Here is a 15,316-nt window from a genome sequence, read left to right as displayed (position 1 = left end):
GAGAAATTCATTCGGATACGAACCGTTTTGGGCTACACTCTGGCGCATGACCGAACTCAATGGATTCCTTCCTCCACTCACTCCGCAAGGGTCAAGTTCGCTCGTGCCGAAGATGCCCTGGTACTACTCGGGAACGCTACTCACTGTCGAGTACTTGACCGATCCAGCCAACGTACGCGCGATCCTTCCTGACGATATTGACCTCGCCCCCGAGCAACCTGGCGCCGTTGCCATTGTTTGGGCCGACTGGCAGTCCTGCAGCACGGGCGGCCTCGAACTGCTCGACCCTGTGCGCGCCCAGTACCTCGAAGCGTTCATGGTGGTGCGCTGCTCCCACAAGGGCATCGTCTACAGCCGCTGCGTCGCCATCTGGGTCAACAAAGACTTCGCAATCGGTCGTGGCTGGTTCCAGGGCTACCCCAAGAAGCTCGGCAACATTGCCGTTACGCGAGTCTTCAACAAGGGCAAGGCCACCCCCAAGCTCGAGAACGGCGGCCAGTTCGGCGCGTCGATCGCGGCCTACGACCACCGCCTCGCTTCGGCTGTCGTCACGCTGCGCGAGCCCGCCGAAAGCAACGGCTTCGTCAACGGCCACAAGATGCTGCACAGCCGCTTCATGCCCTCCATCAGCAAGGATGCCGGCATGTCGCTCGACCAGCTCATCACCATGGGCGGCACCGACGTCGAGATTGGTGAGACCTGGAAGGGCGATGCCGAACTTCACCTTGAAGACTCGCAGTGGGACGAACTGCACTCGATCCTGCCCGTGCAAGAGATTCTCGGCGGTTACTACCGCGAGATCGGAGTCACGTTCAACGGTGGCGAGCTCGTAGAAGACCGCTCACAGGCGATCTAAGTTCCCGACTGCGGCAGCCGGCATCCGCTCGCTGCTGCAGTCGACACCGCCGCTCACAGCGGTACACAGAAAAGCCCCGCCGATTCGTTCGGCGGGGCTTTTCTGTGTCGTAGACCGTTACTGGCTTAGTAGTCGGCGAAGTACTCGTCGATCTCCCACTGGCTGATATCACGCGTCGTCTTGTCGGCGACAGAATCTTCGTAGCGCATCACTTCATCGCGCTTGAGCACGCTGAAGACATCAATCACAGTGCTGCCCATGGTCTCGCGCATCACAGTGTCGGCGTCGAGAGCGTCGAGGGCGGCGCTGAGGGTCATCGGCAAGATCGGTGCCGACTCGTCTTCGTAGGCCCAACCTGCGACTGCTGCGGGCGCCGTGAGCTTGCGCTTGATGCCATCAAGGCCAGCAGCCAGAGTGGATGCGATGAGCAGATACGGGTTCGCTGCCGGGTCGCCGAGGCGGACTTCCAGTCGCGTGCCCGCGCCGCGCTCAGGCGGCACCCGCAGCATTGCGCTGCGGTTGTCGTGGCCCCAGTTGGCGCGGTAGGGAGCGAGGGTGTCCGGGCCGAGGCGCTTGTAGGCGTTGACGGTGGGGTTCGAGAGCGCTGCGAGTGATCCCGCGTGGGCGAGGATGCCGCCGACCATGTGGTTGGCGACCTCTGAGAGCCCAGAGCCGCCATCCGACATGATGTTGTTGCCGTCGTTGTCAACGACCGAGAAATGCAAGTGGAATCCACTGCCGCCCTCGTCGTCCCAGGGCTTGCCCACGAAGAGAGCGTGCTTGCCGGTGCGGGCGACGATGTCACGCACGGCGGTCTTGAAGAGGAAGGTGCGGTCAGCGGCATCGAGCGCTTCGCTGTGCCAGAGATTGATCTCGTATTGCCCCGGGCTGAACTCGTGGTTGCCGGCGAAGACGCCGATATCCATGCCGTCGAGCATGCGCATGAGGTTCAAGAACTGCCCACCGGGGTCGACGTGCTCGCCGGTCGTGTAGACGCGACCGGTGCGGCTGAGGCTGCGGCTCCAGCCGTTCTCCTCGTCGTAGTTGGCGATGTAGAACTCGAGTTCAGGGCCGACGACGGGAGTGAGGCCGAGCGCGGTGTATTCAGCGATGACGTTCTGCAACACTGAGCGTGGCGCGATCTTGCTGACGCTGTGGTCGGGATTGAACGCGTCACCGATCACGAGGGCAACGCCGGGTTCCCACGGCATCATCGTGAGGGTATTCGGATCGATCTGGGTGAGCAGGTCGGGGAGGCCGGATGACATGATGTTGTTTCCGTCGAGCACCCCGCCGCCGGTGGTGGTCACCCAGACGCCTTCGCAGAACAGGGGAGACTTCGCCCGGTGCAATTGGCTGACAAGGAGATCTTTTGAACGGGTGATTCCCAGCACATCCGGGAAAATCAGGCGCAGAACATCGATCCCTTTTGCCTGCAAGTCCGCTTGAAGTGCTGCTATGTCGAGAGTCATTCTTCCTCCGAAAAATAAATCGTTCGGCACTGAACGATTAGTGAGATACTAAGCCACAGAGCGGTGTGGCTGTCCACTCATCGCGAGAATTTACCGGAAAGGTACACAGATGAGAGCCCTCTTGGTGCAACACGATCACGTCACCGCCAGTGGCCCAGTGGGCGACCGCCTGCGGGAACGCGGCTTTGAAATCGACGAGATCATGGTTGTCACCGAAGAGAATTTCGAGAACCCGAACGTTAATTTTGAATTTCCGGATGTCTCGGGCTACGACCTCGTCGTTCCGATGGGAGCCCCGTGGGGCGCGTGGGATGACGGCTGCATTGGCAACTGGTTGACTCCAGAACTGGAGTGGGTGCGCTCCACCATCGAGGCGGACATCCCGGTGCTGGGCATTTGTTTCGGTGGTCAGTTGATCGCACGTGCTCTCGGCGGCACGGTGGCGCGTGGCGCCCAATCAGAAATCGGTTGGAAAACGATCTACAGCGATGACACCTCGCTGGTCTCCAACGGTCCCTGGTTCCAGTTTCACTATGACCAGTGGACGATGCCCGAAGGCGCCGTTGAAATCGCCCGCAACCCGATCGCACCTCAAGCATTCACCTACGGCCGCAGCTTGGCTGTGCAGTTTCATCCCGAACTCAACTCGGCAATTTTGGAAGGCTGGCTCGATCAGGGCGGCATCAACGAAGTGATCGCGAGCGGGCAGAACCCCGAGATCATGATCGCTCAAACCCGCGACGAAGAGGGCCGTGCTGCCGAACGCACGGCAGCCCTCGTGGATGCCTTCCTCGACCGCGTGGCCAAGCTCGGCTAGCCAGCGCTCGCCAGCTGCATTCGCTTGCCAAACATGGCTAGCGAGCGGGCCTACTGCGCTTTCACGACTGTGAGTAAGATCACGGAGTCTTCGAGCGCATCCACGGCATGAATCTCGGTGGGGATGGGGAGCAGGTCGCCTGGCTTGCCCTCCCACGATTCGTCCGAGGATCGCAAAGCGATATGGCCGACGATCACCTGCAGGGTCGCCTCACCGGGGCTGGAATGCTCGGAGAGGCCCTCGCCGGCGCGCAGTGCCATCAACGTCTGCCTCAGCTTCGCGTCCCGGCCACCGCAGATCGTCAGAGCGCTTCGCCCATTGTCCGACGCGACAGCACTCGCTAGTTCTGTTGCCGCCAACTCGGTCAAAGAAACAGCTGTGTTCATCTCGTCACCCCTTTCGTGCACTGGTCGGCTTCATTGCCGTGGCCTAAAACTACCTCAGGCGCACGTTATCGCAGCGTTTCTAGCGCTGCCATCACCTTGCTGGTCTCCGTGTCGGGGTTCACGAAGGCGAGCCGCAGCACACTTTGGCCGCGCCAGCTCGTGGGAACGCACAGGATGACGCCGTCGTGCGCCGCTTGCTTTGACCACGCCGAATACTGTTCGGCGGTCCACCCTGTGCGCACGAACAGCAGCACCGAGAGCTCTGGCTCGCGCACGAGTTCGAGATAGTCGGTCGCCTCTATGGCGCGGGCGACTTCACGGGCGGTTGTCACGGAGGCTTCGATGGCGTCCCGATACTTGTCGGTGCCGTGGGTGGCGAGGCTGAACCAGAGCGGGAGTCCACGCACGCGTCGTGAAAGGTGCAACGCGAGTTCGCTGGGGTTCCACTCGTCGCGGTCGATGGCATCCAGATAACTGGCGTGCTGGGAGTGCACGGCGCGAGCCAACTCGGGCTCGCGATACACGAGCGCACAGCAGTCATAGGGGGCAAAGAGCCACTTGTGCGGGTCGACGATAAAGCTGTCAGCCCGTTCAACACCGTCGAAGATGTGGCGGATGCTCGGGGCGGCAAGACCCGCACCGCCATAGGCGCCATCGACGTGCATCCAGACCCCGAACTCTTCGCAGACGTCAGCGATGTCGGAGAGGTCGTCAACGAGGCCTTCGTTGGTGGTGCCAGCGGATGCCACCACAGCAAACACGTTCGGTGACTGTTCAAGAACAGCCCGCAGCGCTGCCCCGGTCAGGTGCCCACGATCGTCGATGGGAACATCGACCACGTCAACGTCGAGTGCTTTCGCCGCCGACTGGATCGACGAGTGCGCGTTCGTGCTGCACGCGAGTTGCCAACCCCCAGCCGGGCGACCGCCACGACGAGCCTTGGCAGTTTCGCGCGCGGTCATGAGCGCCGAGAGGTTGCCCGAGGTGCCGCCGGAAACAAAGGTGCCGCCGGCGGTCTCTGGCCAGCCGAGCAGCCCGATGATCCACTGCAGGGCCTGGTTCTCGGCGAAGATCGCGCCAGCACCCGACTCCCAGAGGCCACCAAAAATATTGGCAGAACTGGTGACGAGGTCAAACGCGACTGCTGCGCGAGTGGGCGCGGCCGCAATGTAAGCGAGGTTCAACGGGTCATCTTGAGCACGAGTTGCCGGCTCAAGAATCTCGTCAAAAATGCGCAGTGCTTCTGCGCCGCCAATGCCTTCGGGACGGATCGCTTCGCCAACCTCTGCCGCCAACTCGGCCGCGGGCCGAGCGGTGGACAGGGGGTCAGTTTTGCGGACCATTCTTTTGGCGGTCCAGTCGAGAGCGAGTTGTACTACTTCAGTCTCGTCGCCCCATACTGCGTGCGGTCTGCCTTGCGGCCGAACTTCGCTCATGTGACTACCTCGCTCATGTGCCTACTTTGCTAGTTCGACGCTTACCGGGAGTCGTTTGATTCCGTTGATGAAGTTGCTGCGCAGACGATCAGGTTCGCCGAGTTTCGTCATCCCGGAGATCCGGGGCAACAGGTCCTCGAACATAATACGGATCTCTAGGCGTGCCAGAGAGTTTCCGAGGCACATGTGAGGGCCACCGCGACCGAACGCCATGTGTTCGTTGGGGTTGCGGGTGACATCCATCGTGTAGGGATTCTCGAACACTTCGGGGTCGCGGTTGCCAGCAGCGAACCACGTGACGACCTTCTGGCCCTCTTTGATGGCTTGACCGTTGATCTCGGTGTCCTTCGTCGCCGTGCGGCGGAAGTGATACACGGGGCTAGCCATGCGCAGGAACTCTTCGACGGCCCACGGGATGAGCTCGGGCTTTTCTTGCAGTAGCTCCAGCTGGTCGGGGTTATCCATGAGGTAGTTCATGGAGTGCGTGATGGTGTGGCGGGTTGTCTCGTTGCCGGCAACCACGAGCAGCAAGAAGTAGCTGTTGAAGTCGCGCTCGCTGAGTGCTTTGCCATCCATTGGCGTCTGATTGACGAGGCGGGACACAAGGTCAGTGCCATCTTTGCCGCGGCGCTCGTTGGCCAGCGCGTTGCCATATTCGAAGACTTCGAGTGCCGCAGGGGAGCGGAAGGGCAAGAGCCGGTACTGCTCGCTCTCGGCGGAGGTGGCCAAAACATCAGCGTGTTCCGGATCGTCGTTGCCGATCATCCGGTTGCCCCAGTCAATGAGCTTGTAAATGTCGGTGTCAGGCACGTCGAGCATTTTCGCGAGCACACGGATGGGGAAGTCGGCTGCGACCTGGTCGACGAACTCGAATTCCTTGTTCGCGAATGCCGCATCAAGGGTGCTGGCGGTGAGACCGCGGAGGAAGGTCTCGTAGCCGGCGACCGCCCGAGGCGTGAATTCGCCCTGCATGAGACGGCGAAGCGCACGATGACGAACACCATCGGTCTCGAGCATCGACTTGCGGGCCTCAATTTGGTCAGCATCGAGTTCTTCGAGGTTGACGGTTCCGCGTTCGCTGGAGAATGTCTCGGTGTCTCGCAGCACGGAAACGATGTCGTGGTAGCGGGTGAGTGACCAGAAGCCGTGGTTGGGTGCTGGTTCTTCCGACCAGTGCACGGGTGCGTCTGCTCGAAGCTTGTCGAACACGTTCCAGGGTGTGCCGTTCTCGAACAGATCTAGGTCTGCCAGGGTGACGTTCGCCATTGAAGTCAACTCAATCCTCCGTGGGTTGTTTGGATACAAACAATATGCCACATCGGTGCGTTTCTGTGAGGGATGTCCCTAAAAACTTTCTGAACGCCGGGGGTTAGATAGAGTAACCGCAGCTAAACGCGAGCAAGGGGACCCTTCGTGGCCGGACCACACACACTCACTGAAACCGAACGTCAAGTACAGGCGAGAGTCGGCGGCCTACCGCTGGACTACTCCGCAATGGCCGTAGCATCGAACCTCTTTCGCGCCGCCAACGCCGTGCGCAATCACTTTGAGCGCACAGTGCTTTCTGAGCACAACCTGTCGTGGACGGCCTTTGTTGTGCTGTGGGTCACCTGGATTTGGGAACCAATCGAGACGCGCCAGATCGCGCTCGAGGGCGGCTTCTCTAAAGCCACTCTCACGGGAGTGCTCACCACCTTGGAGGGTCGCGGTTGGCTCGTTCGGGAGCGGAGCGTCACCGATGGTCGTCTCGTCGTGGTGAATCTCACCGACCGTGGTCGCGAGCTCATGGTTGAGCTCTTTCCTGCCTTCAACCTCCAAGAGCAGGCCGTCACTGGCCCCGTCGATCCCAGCAAGCGCGAAGAGCTGGCCGAGATGCTGCGCGTGATCACCGCGGGCGTGGAGCCCAAAAACTAGCCAACCCAGATTTTTTGGTGGTCGGTTCCCTCTAACGCTTGTTTGGGCTCGCATCACTCGCTAAGGTAAGTCATTAGCATCCGAATGACTTAACGGCGAGCGATTCGAGACGGGAACACTATGACCAACGTTCAAGTAGCAGGAGTGACCGTCGACACCCGGCACTTCATCAACGGAGAACGCGTCGCTTCAGACGACACCTTCACCAACGTGTCACCGATCGATGCCAGTGCACTCGGTGAAATCTCTCGCGGAGGTCAACGCGAAGTTGACTTGGCCGTCGCCGCCGCCCGCGCAGCATTCCCCGGCTGGGCTGCCACCAGTCCCCAGGATCGTGCAGCAATCATGCACAAGATCGCCGACCTCGTGGAGGAGCGCGTCAGTGACCTCGCCAACGTCGAAACGATGGACAACGGTGCGCTCCTGCGCAGTCACCTGCGCGGTGTCATGCCGCGAGTGGCCCACAACTTTAGGTTCTTCGCTGACTACCTTGTGAACGACCTCGGGCATCCGGACTTCGAAACCCGCGGCCACAACAACCACGTCTCGTGGGATCCCTCGGGAGTTGCTGCGCTTATCACGCCGTGGAACGCACCCCTCATGCTCGCCACCTGGAAGATCGCTCCGGCGCTCGCCGCGGGCGACACCGTTGTGTTGAAACCGGCCGAGTGGACGCCGCTCACTGCATCACTTCTCGCGGATATCACCGTTGAAGCTGGCCTTCCCGCCGGAGTCTTCAACGTGGTGCAGGGCTACGGAAAAGAAGCGGGTGCCTCGCTCGTGGAGCACCCCGACCTCAGCCGCATCTCGTTCACCGGTTCAGTTCCGACCGCAAAGTCCATCGCTCGCGCCGCAGCCGACAACCTCACCCCGTGCAGCTTTGAGCTCGGTGGCAAGAGCCCGTGCATTGTTATGGAAGACGCCGACCTCGAACTCGCCGCAACCCTCGCCGTTGAGCAGTACGACAACGCCGGTCAGGTCTGTCTCTCGGGTACACGCATCCTCGTTCACGAAAATATTGCGGATGCCTTTGCCGCAGCATTCCAAGCGAAGGTCGAGACCCTGCGTCAGGGTGACCCTCGTGACCTCGAGACCGACATTGGGCCGCAGGTTCACCGCGTGCACTTCGAGCGGATCAAGGGATTCGTCGATCGCGCCAAGGAGGGCGGAGCAGACATCCTCTTCGGCGGTGGGCCAAACGCTGAACTCGGCGGCCTCTACTTCACGCCAACGCTCGTCAAGAACCCTGCGCTTGGAAGCGAAATTGTCACTCAGGAGGTCTTCGGGCCGGTGCTGACAATGCAAACCTTCACGACCGACGAAGAACTCGTCGCGATGGCCAACGGAACCGAATTCGGTCTCGCCGCCATCCTCGTCGCAGGCAACCGCGAGCACGCCGACGTGATCGCCAAGCAGCTTGTCGCCGGCACGATCTGGGTCAACTGCTTCTTCGTGCGCGACTTGCGCGCACCGTTCGGTGGCTCCAAGAAGTCAGGTGTTGGCCGTGAGGGCGGCACCTGGTCGTTCGATTTCTACGCAGATGTTAAGAACACGGTGTTCGCACCTAACGGATGGAAGGAATAGTCATGGGAGAAGTAGTTGGCGCTGGGCTGATTGCCCACGTACCTACGATCATGTTGCCCAAAGAGATCCGCATGGAACTCAATGAGGGCAAAGATTCAACGCTCGTGGAAGGTCTCGAACGGCTCCGCAAGGATTACTTCGAGAATGACGATTACGACACTGTTGTCGTGCTCGACAGCCACTGGGCGACCACGGTTGAATTCGTCGTTACGGCGCACGAGCGCCGCCACGGCAAGTTCACGTCAGAAGAGCTTCCTCGTGGAATGAGCGGTGTGCCGTACGACTTTATCGGCGACCCCGAGCTCGCGAAGCTCATGGGGGAGCAGGCAGAAAAGAACGGCACCTGGATCACCCCGATCGACGACGAGTACTTGCCAATCATGTACGCCACGATCAACCTGTGGGAGTACCTCGGCAAGGGCCTGCCTGACAAGAAGTGGGTCAGCGTCTCCATTTGTCAGACCGCGACTGACGAAGACTTCTTGCGCGCGGGGCGTGCGATTGGTGAAGCGATTGCCAAGAGCGACCGCCGCGTCATTCTGCTCGCCTCCGGTGCACTTTCGCACACCTTCTATAAGCTGCGCGATCTACGCAAGCACGAGATGGCCGATCCGGCCCACATTTTCTCGGATGCTGCCCGCGAGGCAGACTACGAACGTCTCGACTGGTTCAAGGCTGGCGACCACGCTCAGGTGTTGGAAACCATGCCCGCGTTCCAGAAGGTTCGCCCCGAGGCCATGTTTGGTCACTGGCTCATGACGGCGGGTGCCATCGGCGAAGAAGCCTGCACCGCCCCCGGCGTGATGTACAGCGAGTATGAAAATTCGATCGGCACCGGTCAGGTGCACGTCTGGTTCCCGAAGCCCGAAGGCGGCTTCCCGGCAGCAAAGGATGTGGTCCTTTCTCGTGACTGAGTTCCGCAGAGTACTTCTTGATGGCTACCCGACGCAGGTAACGCGCCACGGCGATGTTCTCGTCGCCGGCGATGGCCGCGAGGTTGGTGTTGACGAGGCAATTCACTTGCCGCCGACCGAGCCGAGCAAGATCATTGCCGTGCACTTGAACTACGCCAGCCGCACCGAAGAATTCATGACCAAGCTGCCCGCAGCTCCGACCTACTTTCAGAAGCCGGTCACCGCGCTCAACACCCACAAGGGTGATGTCGTGCGCCCCGAAGGCTGCAAGTGGTTGAACTTCGAAGGCGAAATCGTCATCGTGATCGGCCGCACCTGCCGCAACGTGTCGCCCGACCAGGCCAGCGACTACATCGCCGGCTACTCGATCGGTAACGACTACGGTCTGCACGATTTCCGCGATACGGATGCCGGTTCCATGCTTCGAGTGAAGGGCAGCGACACGCTCGCTCCGGTTGGCCCCGGTCTAGTTACCGACTGGGATTTCCGCGGCAAGCAGTTGCGCACCATCGTGAACGGTGAGGTCAAGCAAGACGACAGCACCGACAACATGGAGTGGGACATGAACTACCTCGTGGCCGATATCGCTCGCACAATTACGTTGAGCCCCGGAGACATGCTGTTCTCGGGAACTCCCGCGTTCTCGCGTCCGGTTCAGCCTGGCGACGTTGTTGAGGTTGAAGTTGAAGGCCTGGGCAAGCTGACGAACCGTATCGTTACGGGCCCGACTGCCATCCGCACCGACGTGGGGGCACAACCCACCGAGAGCGAAGAGGTAATGTCGACAGCAATGGGTGGCGACTGGGAGTTCCGCGGAATTCGAACCCCGTCGAAGGATCTGTACCCATCGAAGATTGAGGAAAAGCGATGATCAAAATCGAAGTCGACATGAACCAGTGCCAGCACTACGGCCAGTGCGTGTTTGAGGCACCCGACAACTTCAAGCTCAACGATGACGACAAGCTCGAGTACGTGGCTGAAGCGCCCGACTCGGAGCGCGACAACATTGAAGCCGCTGTTGATGTGTGCCCGATGCAGGCCATTCGAATCGTCGAATAGTGGCTGAGGCTAACCCCGCCGCACCGGTCGTTATTGTCGGTGCGGCGATGGGTGGGCTGCGCGCGGCGGAGTCTCTCCGTCGTTCGGGCTACACCGGTGCTATTCGCGTGGTTGGCGAAGAACTTCACGCTCCCTATAACCGTCCGCCTCTCTCCAAAGAGGTGTTGGCCACTGACGTGACTCACGAAGCTGTCGCGTTTCCGTCGCGAGCCGAGACGGGTGATGTGGAGTGGATGCTCGGGGTACGCGCCACCGCGGTCGACCTTGACGCGCACAATCTCACCACCGACGATGGGTCTGTGCAGGAGTGGCGTGCTCTGGTTATCGCGACGGGCCTGCGCGCTCGCCGCTTGGACTTTGCTCCGATCGCCGGTCGTCACGTTGTCCGTTCGCTGGATGACGCGATGGCTCTGCGCGCCGAGCTCACCGAGGGCACCCGCGTCGTGGTTGTCGGCTCAGGCTTCTTGGGCTGCGAACTGAGCGCGACCGCTCGCAAACTCGGCTGCGAAGTCACGATTGTGACGCCGAGTGCCGAGCCCATGATGCGTCCGCTGGGCGACCTTGTTGCCAAGGAAATGCGCCGTCGTCTCACCGACGAGGGCGTGGAAATTTTCTCCGGTGTGAACGTTGCCGCGATCAACGGCGAGACGGCGGTCGAGTCTGTTGAGCTGAGCGATGGCCGCGTTATTGAGGCCGATGTCGTGATCGAGTCTGTCGGTTCGCACTGCAACATCGAGTGGCTTGAGGGAACGAACCTCGACGTCTCGGATGGGGTGCTCGCCGACAACGCGATGCGCGCTGTCACCACCGATGGAATCGCTCTTGATGACGTCTATGTGGTGGGCGATATCGCTCGCTTCCCGAACCCCATGTTCGACGACGTCGCGCGTCGCATCGAGCACTGGAACATCCCGACCGACACCGGCAAGCGTGCGGGTGCCGTTCTCGCGGCGCACCTTGCCGATGATGGTTCATTCGCCGATGTGGTGGCTAAGCCTTTCGCTCCGATGCCGTCGTTCTGGTCGAACCAGTTCGAGATCAAGCTGCAGGCCTACGGTCTGTTGGGCTTGGTGTCGGATGACGACATCCGCGTGCTTGAGGGAGACCTCACCGAGCAGGCTGCCGTGGGCTACTACCGCGACGGCCGTCTCGTAGGCGTGCTCGGAATTGGCATGAAGGCCGCGCTGCTGCCGTATCGCAAGCAGATCGCGGAGGGCGGCGCGTAGTCGTTTTCATACCATCGCCTCTGGGCGCTGGGGGAGTGGGGTCGTAGGCTGGGCTTATGACTCCCGCTTCGACGATTGCTGTCGCCCAGTTCGTTCCTGGCCATGATCGCGATGAGAACATCGCGCAGATCACCGCGCTTGCTGAGCGAGCAGTCGAACGCGGTGCGAGCTTTGTGATTTTTCCGGAGTACTCGTCGTATTTCACCGCCACGATGGGGGAAGACTGGGTCACCGCCGCAGAGCCGCTCGATGGCCCTTTCGTGCAGGCCTTGACGTCGCTCGCACAACGGTTGCGCATTCATGTTGCTGCGGGCATGTTGCAGTCGAGCGACGAAGATAACCGTTTCTGGAACACGCTGGTCGCGATCGCTCCCACCGGCGCCATCGTCGCGACCTATAGCAAGCAGCACCTCTACGACGCGTTCGGTCAGCGTGAATCAGACTGGGTCATCCCCGGGTCGATTGCCGCGCCGCAGACGTTCGTCTGGGAGGGCTTCACCGTTGGTTTGCAGACTTGCTACGACATCCGTTTTCCGGAGGTCTCGCGCCGTTTGGTGGATGCCGGAGCGAACCTCATCGTTGTGCCCGCCGAGTGGGTGCGCGGACCGCTCAAGGAATACCACTGGCGCACGCTGCTCACGGCGCGGGCCATCGAGAACACGGTCTTTGTCGCCGCTGCCGATCATGCCCCGCCGATTGGTGTCGGCAACAGCATGGTCGTCGACCCCATGGGCGTCGAGCTTGTGACGATCGGTGAGCGCACGGATGTCGCTGTCGCCCACATCGAACTGGCTCGCCTCGACGAGGTGCGGGCTATCAACCCCGCGCTGTCGTTGCGCCGCTATGGCGTGCACCCGCTCGAGGGCTAGTGCCGCAGCTTCATTCCTGAGAGCTGAGCTGCAGCCCGGTCAAGCACATCCGTTTGCTTGCAGTAAGCGAAGCGGATCAGAGTGTTGTAGTCGCCGTGGTTGGCGGGATGCACGAACGCGGTGACGGGGATTCCGACGACTCCGGCGAGTTCAGGCAGCTGGCGGCAGAACTCGGCAGCGTCGGTGACTCCGAGGGGTGCGGCATCCGCAATGATGAAGTAGCCGGCTTGGGGCGTGCTGACGTCGAAGCCTGCGTTGCGGAGACCAGCGCCGAGAGTGTCGCGTTTGCGGGCGAGGCCGCTGGCGAGCTCGTCGAAGTAGCTATCGGGGAGTCCAAGGCCTGCGGCGATGCCGTGCTGCAGCGGAGCACCGTTGACGTAGGTGAGGTATTGCTTCACCGCCATGATCGCCTGCAGGATCGGCTGGGGTGCGGTGATCCACCCGATTTTCCAGCCGGTGGTGTTGAACGTTTTGCCGCCGCTGGAGATGCTGATGGTGCGGTCGAACGCACCCGGCAGGCTTGCGACGGGGATGTGTTCGTAACCGAAGGTGATGTGTTCGTACACTTCGTCGGTCACGATGAGTGCGTCGTACTTGTGGGCGAGCTCCACGATCAGTTCGAGGGTTTCGCGGTCGAGCACAGCACCGGTGGGGTTGTGTGGGCTGTTCAGGATGATGAGGCGAGTGCGTCCGCTGAAGGCGGCGCGGATGTCGTCGTGGTTGGGCTGAAAGTCGGGGGAGCGCAGCGGCACCGTCACGTGGGTGGCGCGCGCGTAGTTGATCATGGCGCCGTAGGCGTCGTAGAACGGTTCGAGAGTGATGACCTCGTCGCCCTCGTTGGTGAGGGCAAGGATCGTGGCGGCTAGCGCCTCGGTGGCGCCCGCTGTCGCAAGAACTTCAGTGTCAGGGTCCAGTTCAATTCCGTAGAAACGTTCCTGGTGTTCGGCGATCGCGTTGCGCAGCACCGGAAAGCCGTTCCCTGGTGGGTACTGGTTGGCGCCGTCGCTGATTGCTTTGCGGGCGGCATCCAACACTTCGGCCGGGCCGTCTTCGTCTGGAAAACCTTGACCCAGGTTGATGGCGCCGCTGGTGACGGCGAGGGCCGACATTTCGGCAAAAATTGTTTGGCTCAACTGCCCGTCGGCGCCGAGCAGCATGGCGCCATTGGCGGCGCGTTCCCAAGATCCGGTGACTGTCATTGTTCCGCAAGCCTAACCACTTGCGGGGGCTGTTTCTGCTTTTGGCTGTGGAAAGTCGAGTGCCCCGATCGTGGCGGATGCCTAGCGTCGATGTATGCGGCTACCGAACCTCGTACGTGCGTCGGTTGGCGTGCTCCTCTTAGCTGTGCTGAGCGGATGCACGCCCTCCGATGCCATCACCTCGCCCGAACCCACCGCGACCTTCGTTGCCCCCTACGCGACCGACGAAGAAGCGCTCGCCGCGGCCGAGGCTGCCTATGCGGATTACGTGAGCGTCATCAACACGCATCTCAACGACAGCATTGTCGATGAAGATCTCCTGGCCACGGTAGCGACCGGGGCCGAACTCGCGAGTCTGATTGAGTCGCATACTCGACTTGCGGATGCAGGAACACGAAGCGTAGGGGAAGTGACGTTCGACCAGACCAAACTCCAGCGCTACTCAACTGATGGATCGCTTCGCGAGATCCTTGTTGTGTACGTGTGCGAAGACTTGTCAGATGTTTATCTGGTGAATGAGGACGGTTCGCGCGTGACCGACGAAGCGTTTTCAACTGAACTTGCGCAGGTCACTTTCGACTACTCCGTCGCTTTGGGAGCGCTGCTCGTCTCGGATCGAGACCCGTGGGGCGATAGTTGCTGACCAAATTTGCGTTGCTTCCAGCAGCGTTCCTGCTCGTTGCTGGTGCACTGGCTGGCCCCTGGCAAACGTCCGCCCCCGATTGCACGCTTGCTGGAAAGCTCTCGGGTGGCTGTCCACAGGCAGAAGTCGGTGAGAGCACGGTCGAGCTCGGGGCAACGCGAGAGGAACCTGCTTCGGGAGGCTCCGAGGGCGGAACGGGTGACGCCGAGGGGACGTATTACGAGAGCGCAGTCGAACCCATCGTGAACCTTCGCTGCGGCGAAGGGGTGCCGCTAGGTTGCAAAGTCATCGGCACGCCGCCTCCGAAGGCGACAGACGCCACCGGGCCGCTCAGCATCACCGACATCGCTGCTTTTCGCCCACAACCACCCACCGCAGGCATGCAACCCAACCAGTGGATGATCGTCGGCCTCGACACCAACTTCTACGCCAACACATCCGCCCACACTGTTGACGGCACTCTCTTTGGCGACACCGCGCAAGTGCGCTTCACCCCCATCGCCTACGGCTGGGACTACGGCGACGGCACCACCGCCAGCCTCGGCACTCCCGGCAAGACGTGGGCCAAAAACAAGATCGCAGAATTCGATCCAACCCCCACCAGTCACGTGTTCGAAGAATCAGGCAACTACACGATCACGCTCGCCGTCACCTACGCGGCCGAATACCGCGTTGCTGGCAGCAGCTGGCAAAACGTCGTCGGCACCCTCACCATCGTCGCACCGCCCCTGACGGCAACTGCGGGGCACGCCACCACAGTCCTCGTCGACCAAGACTGCATCGCCAATCCCGCTGGCATCGGCTGCTAACCCTCTCGAGCACCAACCCAACGCAGAACAAAAACGCCACGAAACCGGGCTACCAGCTCGGTGGCTAGGCCAACTCATTTCCACCGCGCAGCCCACCCACAGCAGACCTAAATAGAATGCACAGGTTAGCGA

Annotated in this window: 16 protein-coding genes; 11 read left to right on the top strand and 5 right to left on the bottom strand. The window is 61.3% G+C overall.

Annotated features, from left to right (window positions below; genetic code table 11):
* Nucleotides 1-46 precede the first annotated feature (46 nt).
* Nucleotides 47-856 carry an acetoacetate decarboxylase family protein gene (locus tag I6E74_RS10350; protein ID WP_197125435.1) on the top strand — a complete coding sequence of 270 codons (810 nt, stop codon included), beginning with the start codon at nt 47-49 and terminating at the stop codon, nt 854-856.
* Between the two features lie 125 nt (nt 857-981).
* Here the strand turns inward: I6E74_RS10350 and I6E74_RS10345 are convergent, their stop codons facing one another.
* Complete coding sequence (locus I6E74_RS10345; protein WP_197125434.1) at nt 982-2,328, bottom strand: glutamine synthetase family protein; 1,347 nt, start codon at nt 2,326-2,328, stop codon at nt 982-984.
* Nucleotides 2,329-2,437: 109 nt separating this feature from the next.
* Between I6E74_RS10345 and I6E74_RS10340 the strand changes: the two genes are divergently transcribed.
* On the top strand, nt 2,438-3,145 hold the full coding sequence (locus I6E74_RS10340) for a type 1 glutamine amidotransferase (protein WP_197125432.1): 708 nt from the start codon (nt 2,438-2,440) through the stop codon (nt 3,143-3,145).
* Between the two features lie 50 nt (nt 3,146-3,195).
* On the opposite strand, the gene I6E74_RS10335 is transcribed toward I6E74_RS10340, so the two are convergent.
* The 3 genes from I6E74_RS10335 to I6E74_RS10325 form a co-directional block, all read right to left on the bottom strand.
* A complete protein-coding gene (locus tag I6E74_RS10335; protein WP_197125430.1) occupies nt 3,196-3,531 on the bottom strand; it encodes a cupin domain-containing protein in 336 nt (111 codons plus the stop codon).
* Between the two features lie 65 nt (nt 3,532-3,596).
* Entirely contained in the window at nt 3,597-4,967 is a 1,371-nt protein-coding gene (locus I6E74_RS10330; protein WP_231601534.1) for an aminotransferase class V-fold PLP-dependent enzyme, read from the bottom strand.
* A gap of 21 nt (nt 4,968-4,988) precedes the next feature.
* Entirely contained in the window at nt 4,989-6,233 is a 1,245-nt protein-coding gene (locus I6E74_RS10325; protein ID WP_197125428.1) for a cytochrome P450, read from the bottom strand.
* Nucleotides 6,234-6,380: 147 nt separating this feature from the next.
* Between I6E74_RS10325 and I6E74_RS10320 the strand changes: the two genes are divergently transcribed.
* From I6E74_RS10320 to I6E74_RS10290, 7 genes are all read left to right on the top strand, one after another.
* On the top strand, nt 6,381-6,881 hold the full coding sequence (locus I6E74_RS10320) for a MarR family winged helix-turn-helix transcriptional regulator (RefSeq protein WP_197125426.1): 501 nt from the start codon (nt 6,381-6,383) through the stop codon (nt 6,879-6,881).
* 120 nt (nt 6,882-7,001) lie between these two features.
* Nucleotides 7,002-8,465: an aldehyde dehydrogenase gene (locus I6E74_RS10315; RefSeq protein ID WP_197125424.1), complete on the top strand. Its 1,464-nt coding sequence runs from the start codon at nt 7,002-7,004 to the stop codon at nt 8,463-8,465.
* A 2-nt stretch (nt 8,466-8,467) separates the two neighbouring features.
* Nucleotides 8,468-9,379, top strand: a complete 912-nt coding sequence (locus tag I6E74_RS10310) for a catechol 1,2-dioxygenase (protein WP_100389797.1) — start codon at nt 8,468-8,470, stop codon at nt 9,377-9,379.
* Nucleotides 9,372-10,250, top strand: a complete 879-nt coding sequence (locus tag I6E74_RS10305; protein ID WP_197125422.1) for a fumarylacetoacetate hydrolase family protein — start codon at nt 9,372-9,374, stop codon at nt 10,248-10,250. Before I6E74_RS10310 ends, I6E74_RS10305 begins: the two co-directional genes overlap by 8 nt.
* Nucleotides 10,247-10,438, top strand: a complete 192-nt coding sequence (locus tag I6E74_RS10300) for a ferredoxin (protein WP_009774276.1) — start codon at nt 10,247-10,249, stop codon at nt 10,436-10,438. The genes I6E74_RS10305 and I6E74_RS10300 overlap by 4 nt, the downstream gene beginning before the upstream one ends.
* The gene (locus tag I6E74_RS10295) at nt 10,438-11,664 is read left to right on the top strand and encodes an NAD(P)/FAD-dependent oxidoreductase (protein WP_197125421.1); all 1,227 of its coding nucleotides are present in this window, start codon (nt 10,438-10,440) and stop codon (nt 11,662-11,664) included. The genes I6E74_RS10300 and I6E74_RS10295 overlap by 1 nt, the downstream gene beginning before the upstream one ends.
* Before the next feature lie 56 nt (nt 11,665-11,720).
* Entirely contained in the window at nt 11,721-12,533 is an 813-nt protein-coding gene (locus tag I6E74_RS10290; protein ID WP_197125419.1) for a carbon-nitrogen hydrolase family protein, read from the top strand.
* On the opposite strand, the gene I6E74_RS10285 is transcribed toward I6E74_RS10290, so the two are convergent.
* A complete protein-coding gene (locus I6E74_RS10285; protein ID WP_197125417.1) occupies nt 12,530-13,732 on the bottom strand; it encodes an aminotransferase class I/II-fold pyridoxal phosphate-dependent enzyme in 1,203 nt (400 codons plus the stop codon). The two genes, I6E74_RS10290 and I6E74_RS10285, sit on opposite strands and share 4 nt — an antisense overlap.
* 94 nt (nt 13,733-13,826) lie before the next feature.
* Between I6E74_RS10285 and I6E74_RS10280 the strand changes: the two genes are divergently transcribed.
* Nucleotides 13,827-14,375 (top strand): hypothetical protein, encoded by a 549-nt coding sequence (locus tag I6E74_RS10280; protein WP_197125416.1) that lies wholly within the window; start codon nt 13,827-13,829, stop codon nt 14,373-14,375.
* Nucleotides 14,369-15,184, top strand: coding sequence for a PKD domain-containing protein (locus I6E74_RS14435; protein WP_231604983.1), 816 nt, complete (start codon nt 14,369-14,371; stop codon nt 15,182-15,184). The genes I6E74_RS10280 and I6E74_RS14435 overlap by 7 nt, the downstream gene beginning before the upstream one ends.
* Nucleotides 15,185-15,316 lie beyond the last annotated feature (132 nt).

The sequence above is a fragment of the Salinibacterium sp. SWN139 genome, from assembly GCF_015864625.1.
Classification (GTDB): domain Bacteria; phylum Actinomycetota; class Actinomycetes; order Actinomycetales; family Microbacteriaceae; genus Rhodoglobus.
The sequence above is the reverse complement of the archived record's forward strand: the minus strand, read 5'-3'. Positions and strand labels throughout refer to the sequence as shown.

Coding starts and splice junctions, on each gene's coding strand:
- I6E74_RS10350 (WP_197125435.1), top strand. CDS start 47: ATGACCGAACTCAATGGATTCCTTCCTCCACTCACTCCGCAAGGGTCA.
- I6E74_RS10345 (WP_197125434.1), bottom strand. CDS start 2,328: ATGACTCTCGACATAGCAGCACTTCAAGCGGACTTGCAGGCAAAAGGG.
- I6E74_RS10340 (WP_197125432.1), top strand. CDS start 2,438: ATGAGAGCCCTCTTGGTGCAACACGATCACGTCACCGCCAGTGGCCCA.
- I6E74_RS10335 (WP_197125430.1), bottom strand. CDS start 3,531: ATGAACACAGCTGTTTCTTTGACCGAGTTGGCGGCAACAGAACTAGCG.
- I6E74_RS10330 (WP_231601534.1), bottom strand. CDS start 4,967: ATGAGCGAAGTTCGGCCGCAAGGCAGACCGCACGCAGTATGGGGCGAC.
- I6E74_RS10325 (WP_197125428.1), bottom strand. CDS start 6,233: ATGGCGAACGTCACCCTGGCAGACCTAGATCTGTTCGAGAACGGCACA.
- I6E74_RS10315 (WP_197125424.1), top strand. CDS start 7,002: ATGACCAACGTTCAAGTAGCAGGAGTGACCGTCGACACCCGGCACTTC.
- I6E74_RS10310 (WP_100389797.1), top strand. CDS start 8,468: ATGGGAGAAGTAGTTGGCGCTGGGCTGATTGCCCACGTACCTACGATC.
- I6E74_RS10300 (WP_009774276.1), top strand. CDS start 10,247: ATGATCAAAATCGAAGTCGACATGAACCAGTGCCAGCACTACGGCCAG.
- I6E74_RS10290 (WP_197125419.1), top strand. CDS start 11,721: ATGACTCCCGCTTCGACGATTGCTGTCGCCCAGTTCGTTCCTGGCCAT.
- I6E74_RS10285 (WP_197125417.1), bottom strand. CDS start 13,732: ATGACAGTCACCGGATCTTGGGAACGCGCCGCCAATGGCGCCATGCTG.
- I6E74_RS10280 (WP_197125416.1), top strand. CDS start 13,827: ATGCGGCTACCGAACCTCGTACGTGCGTCGGTTGGCGTGCTCCTCTTA.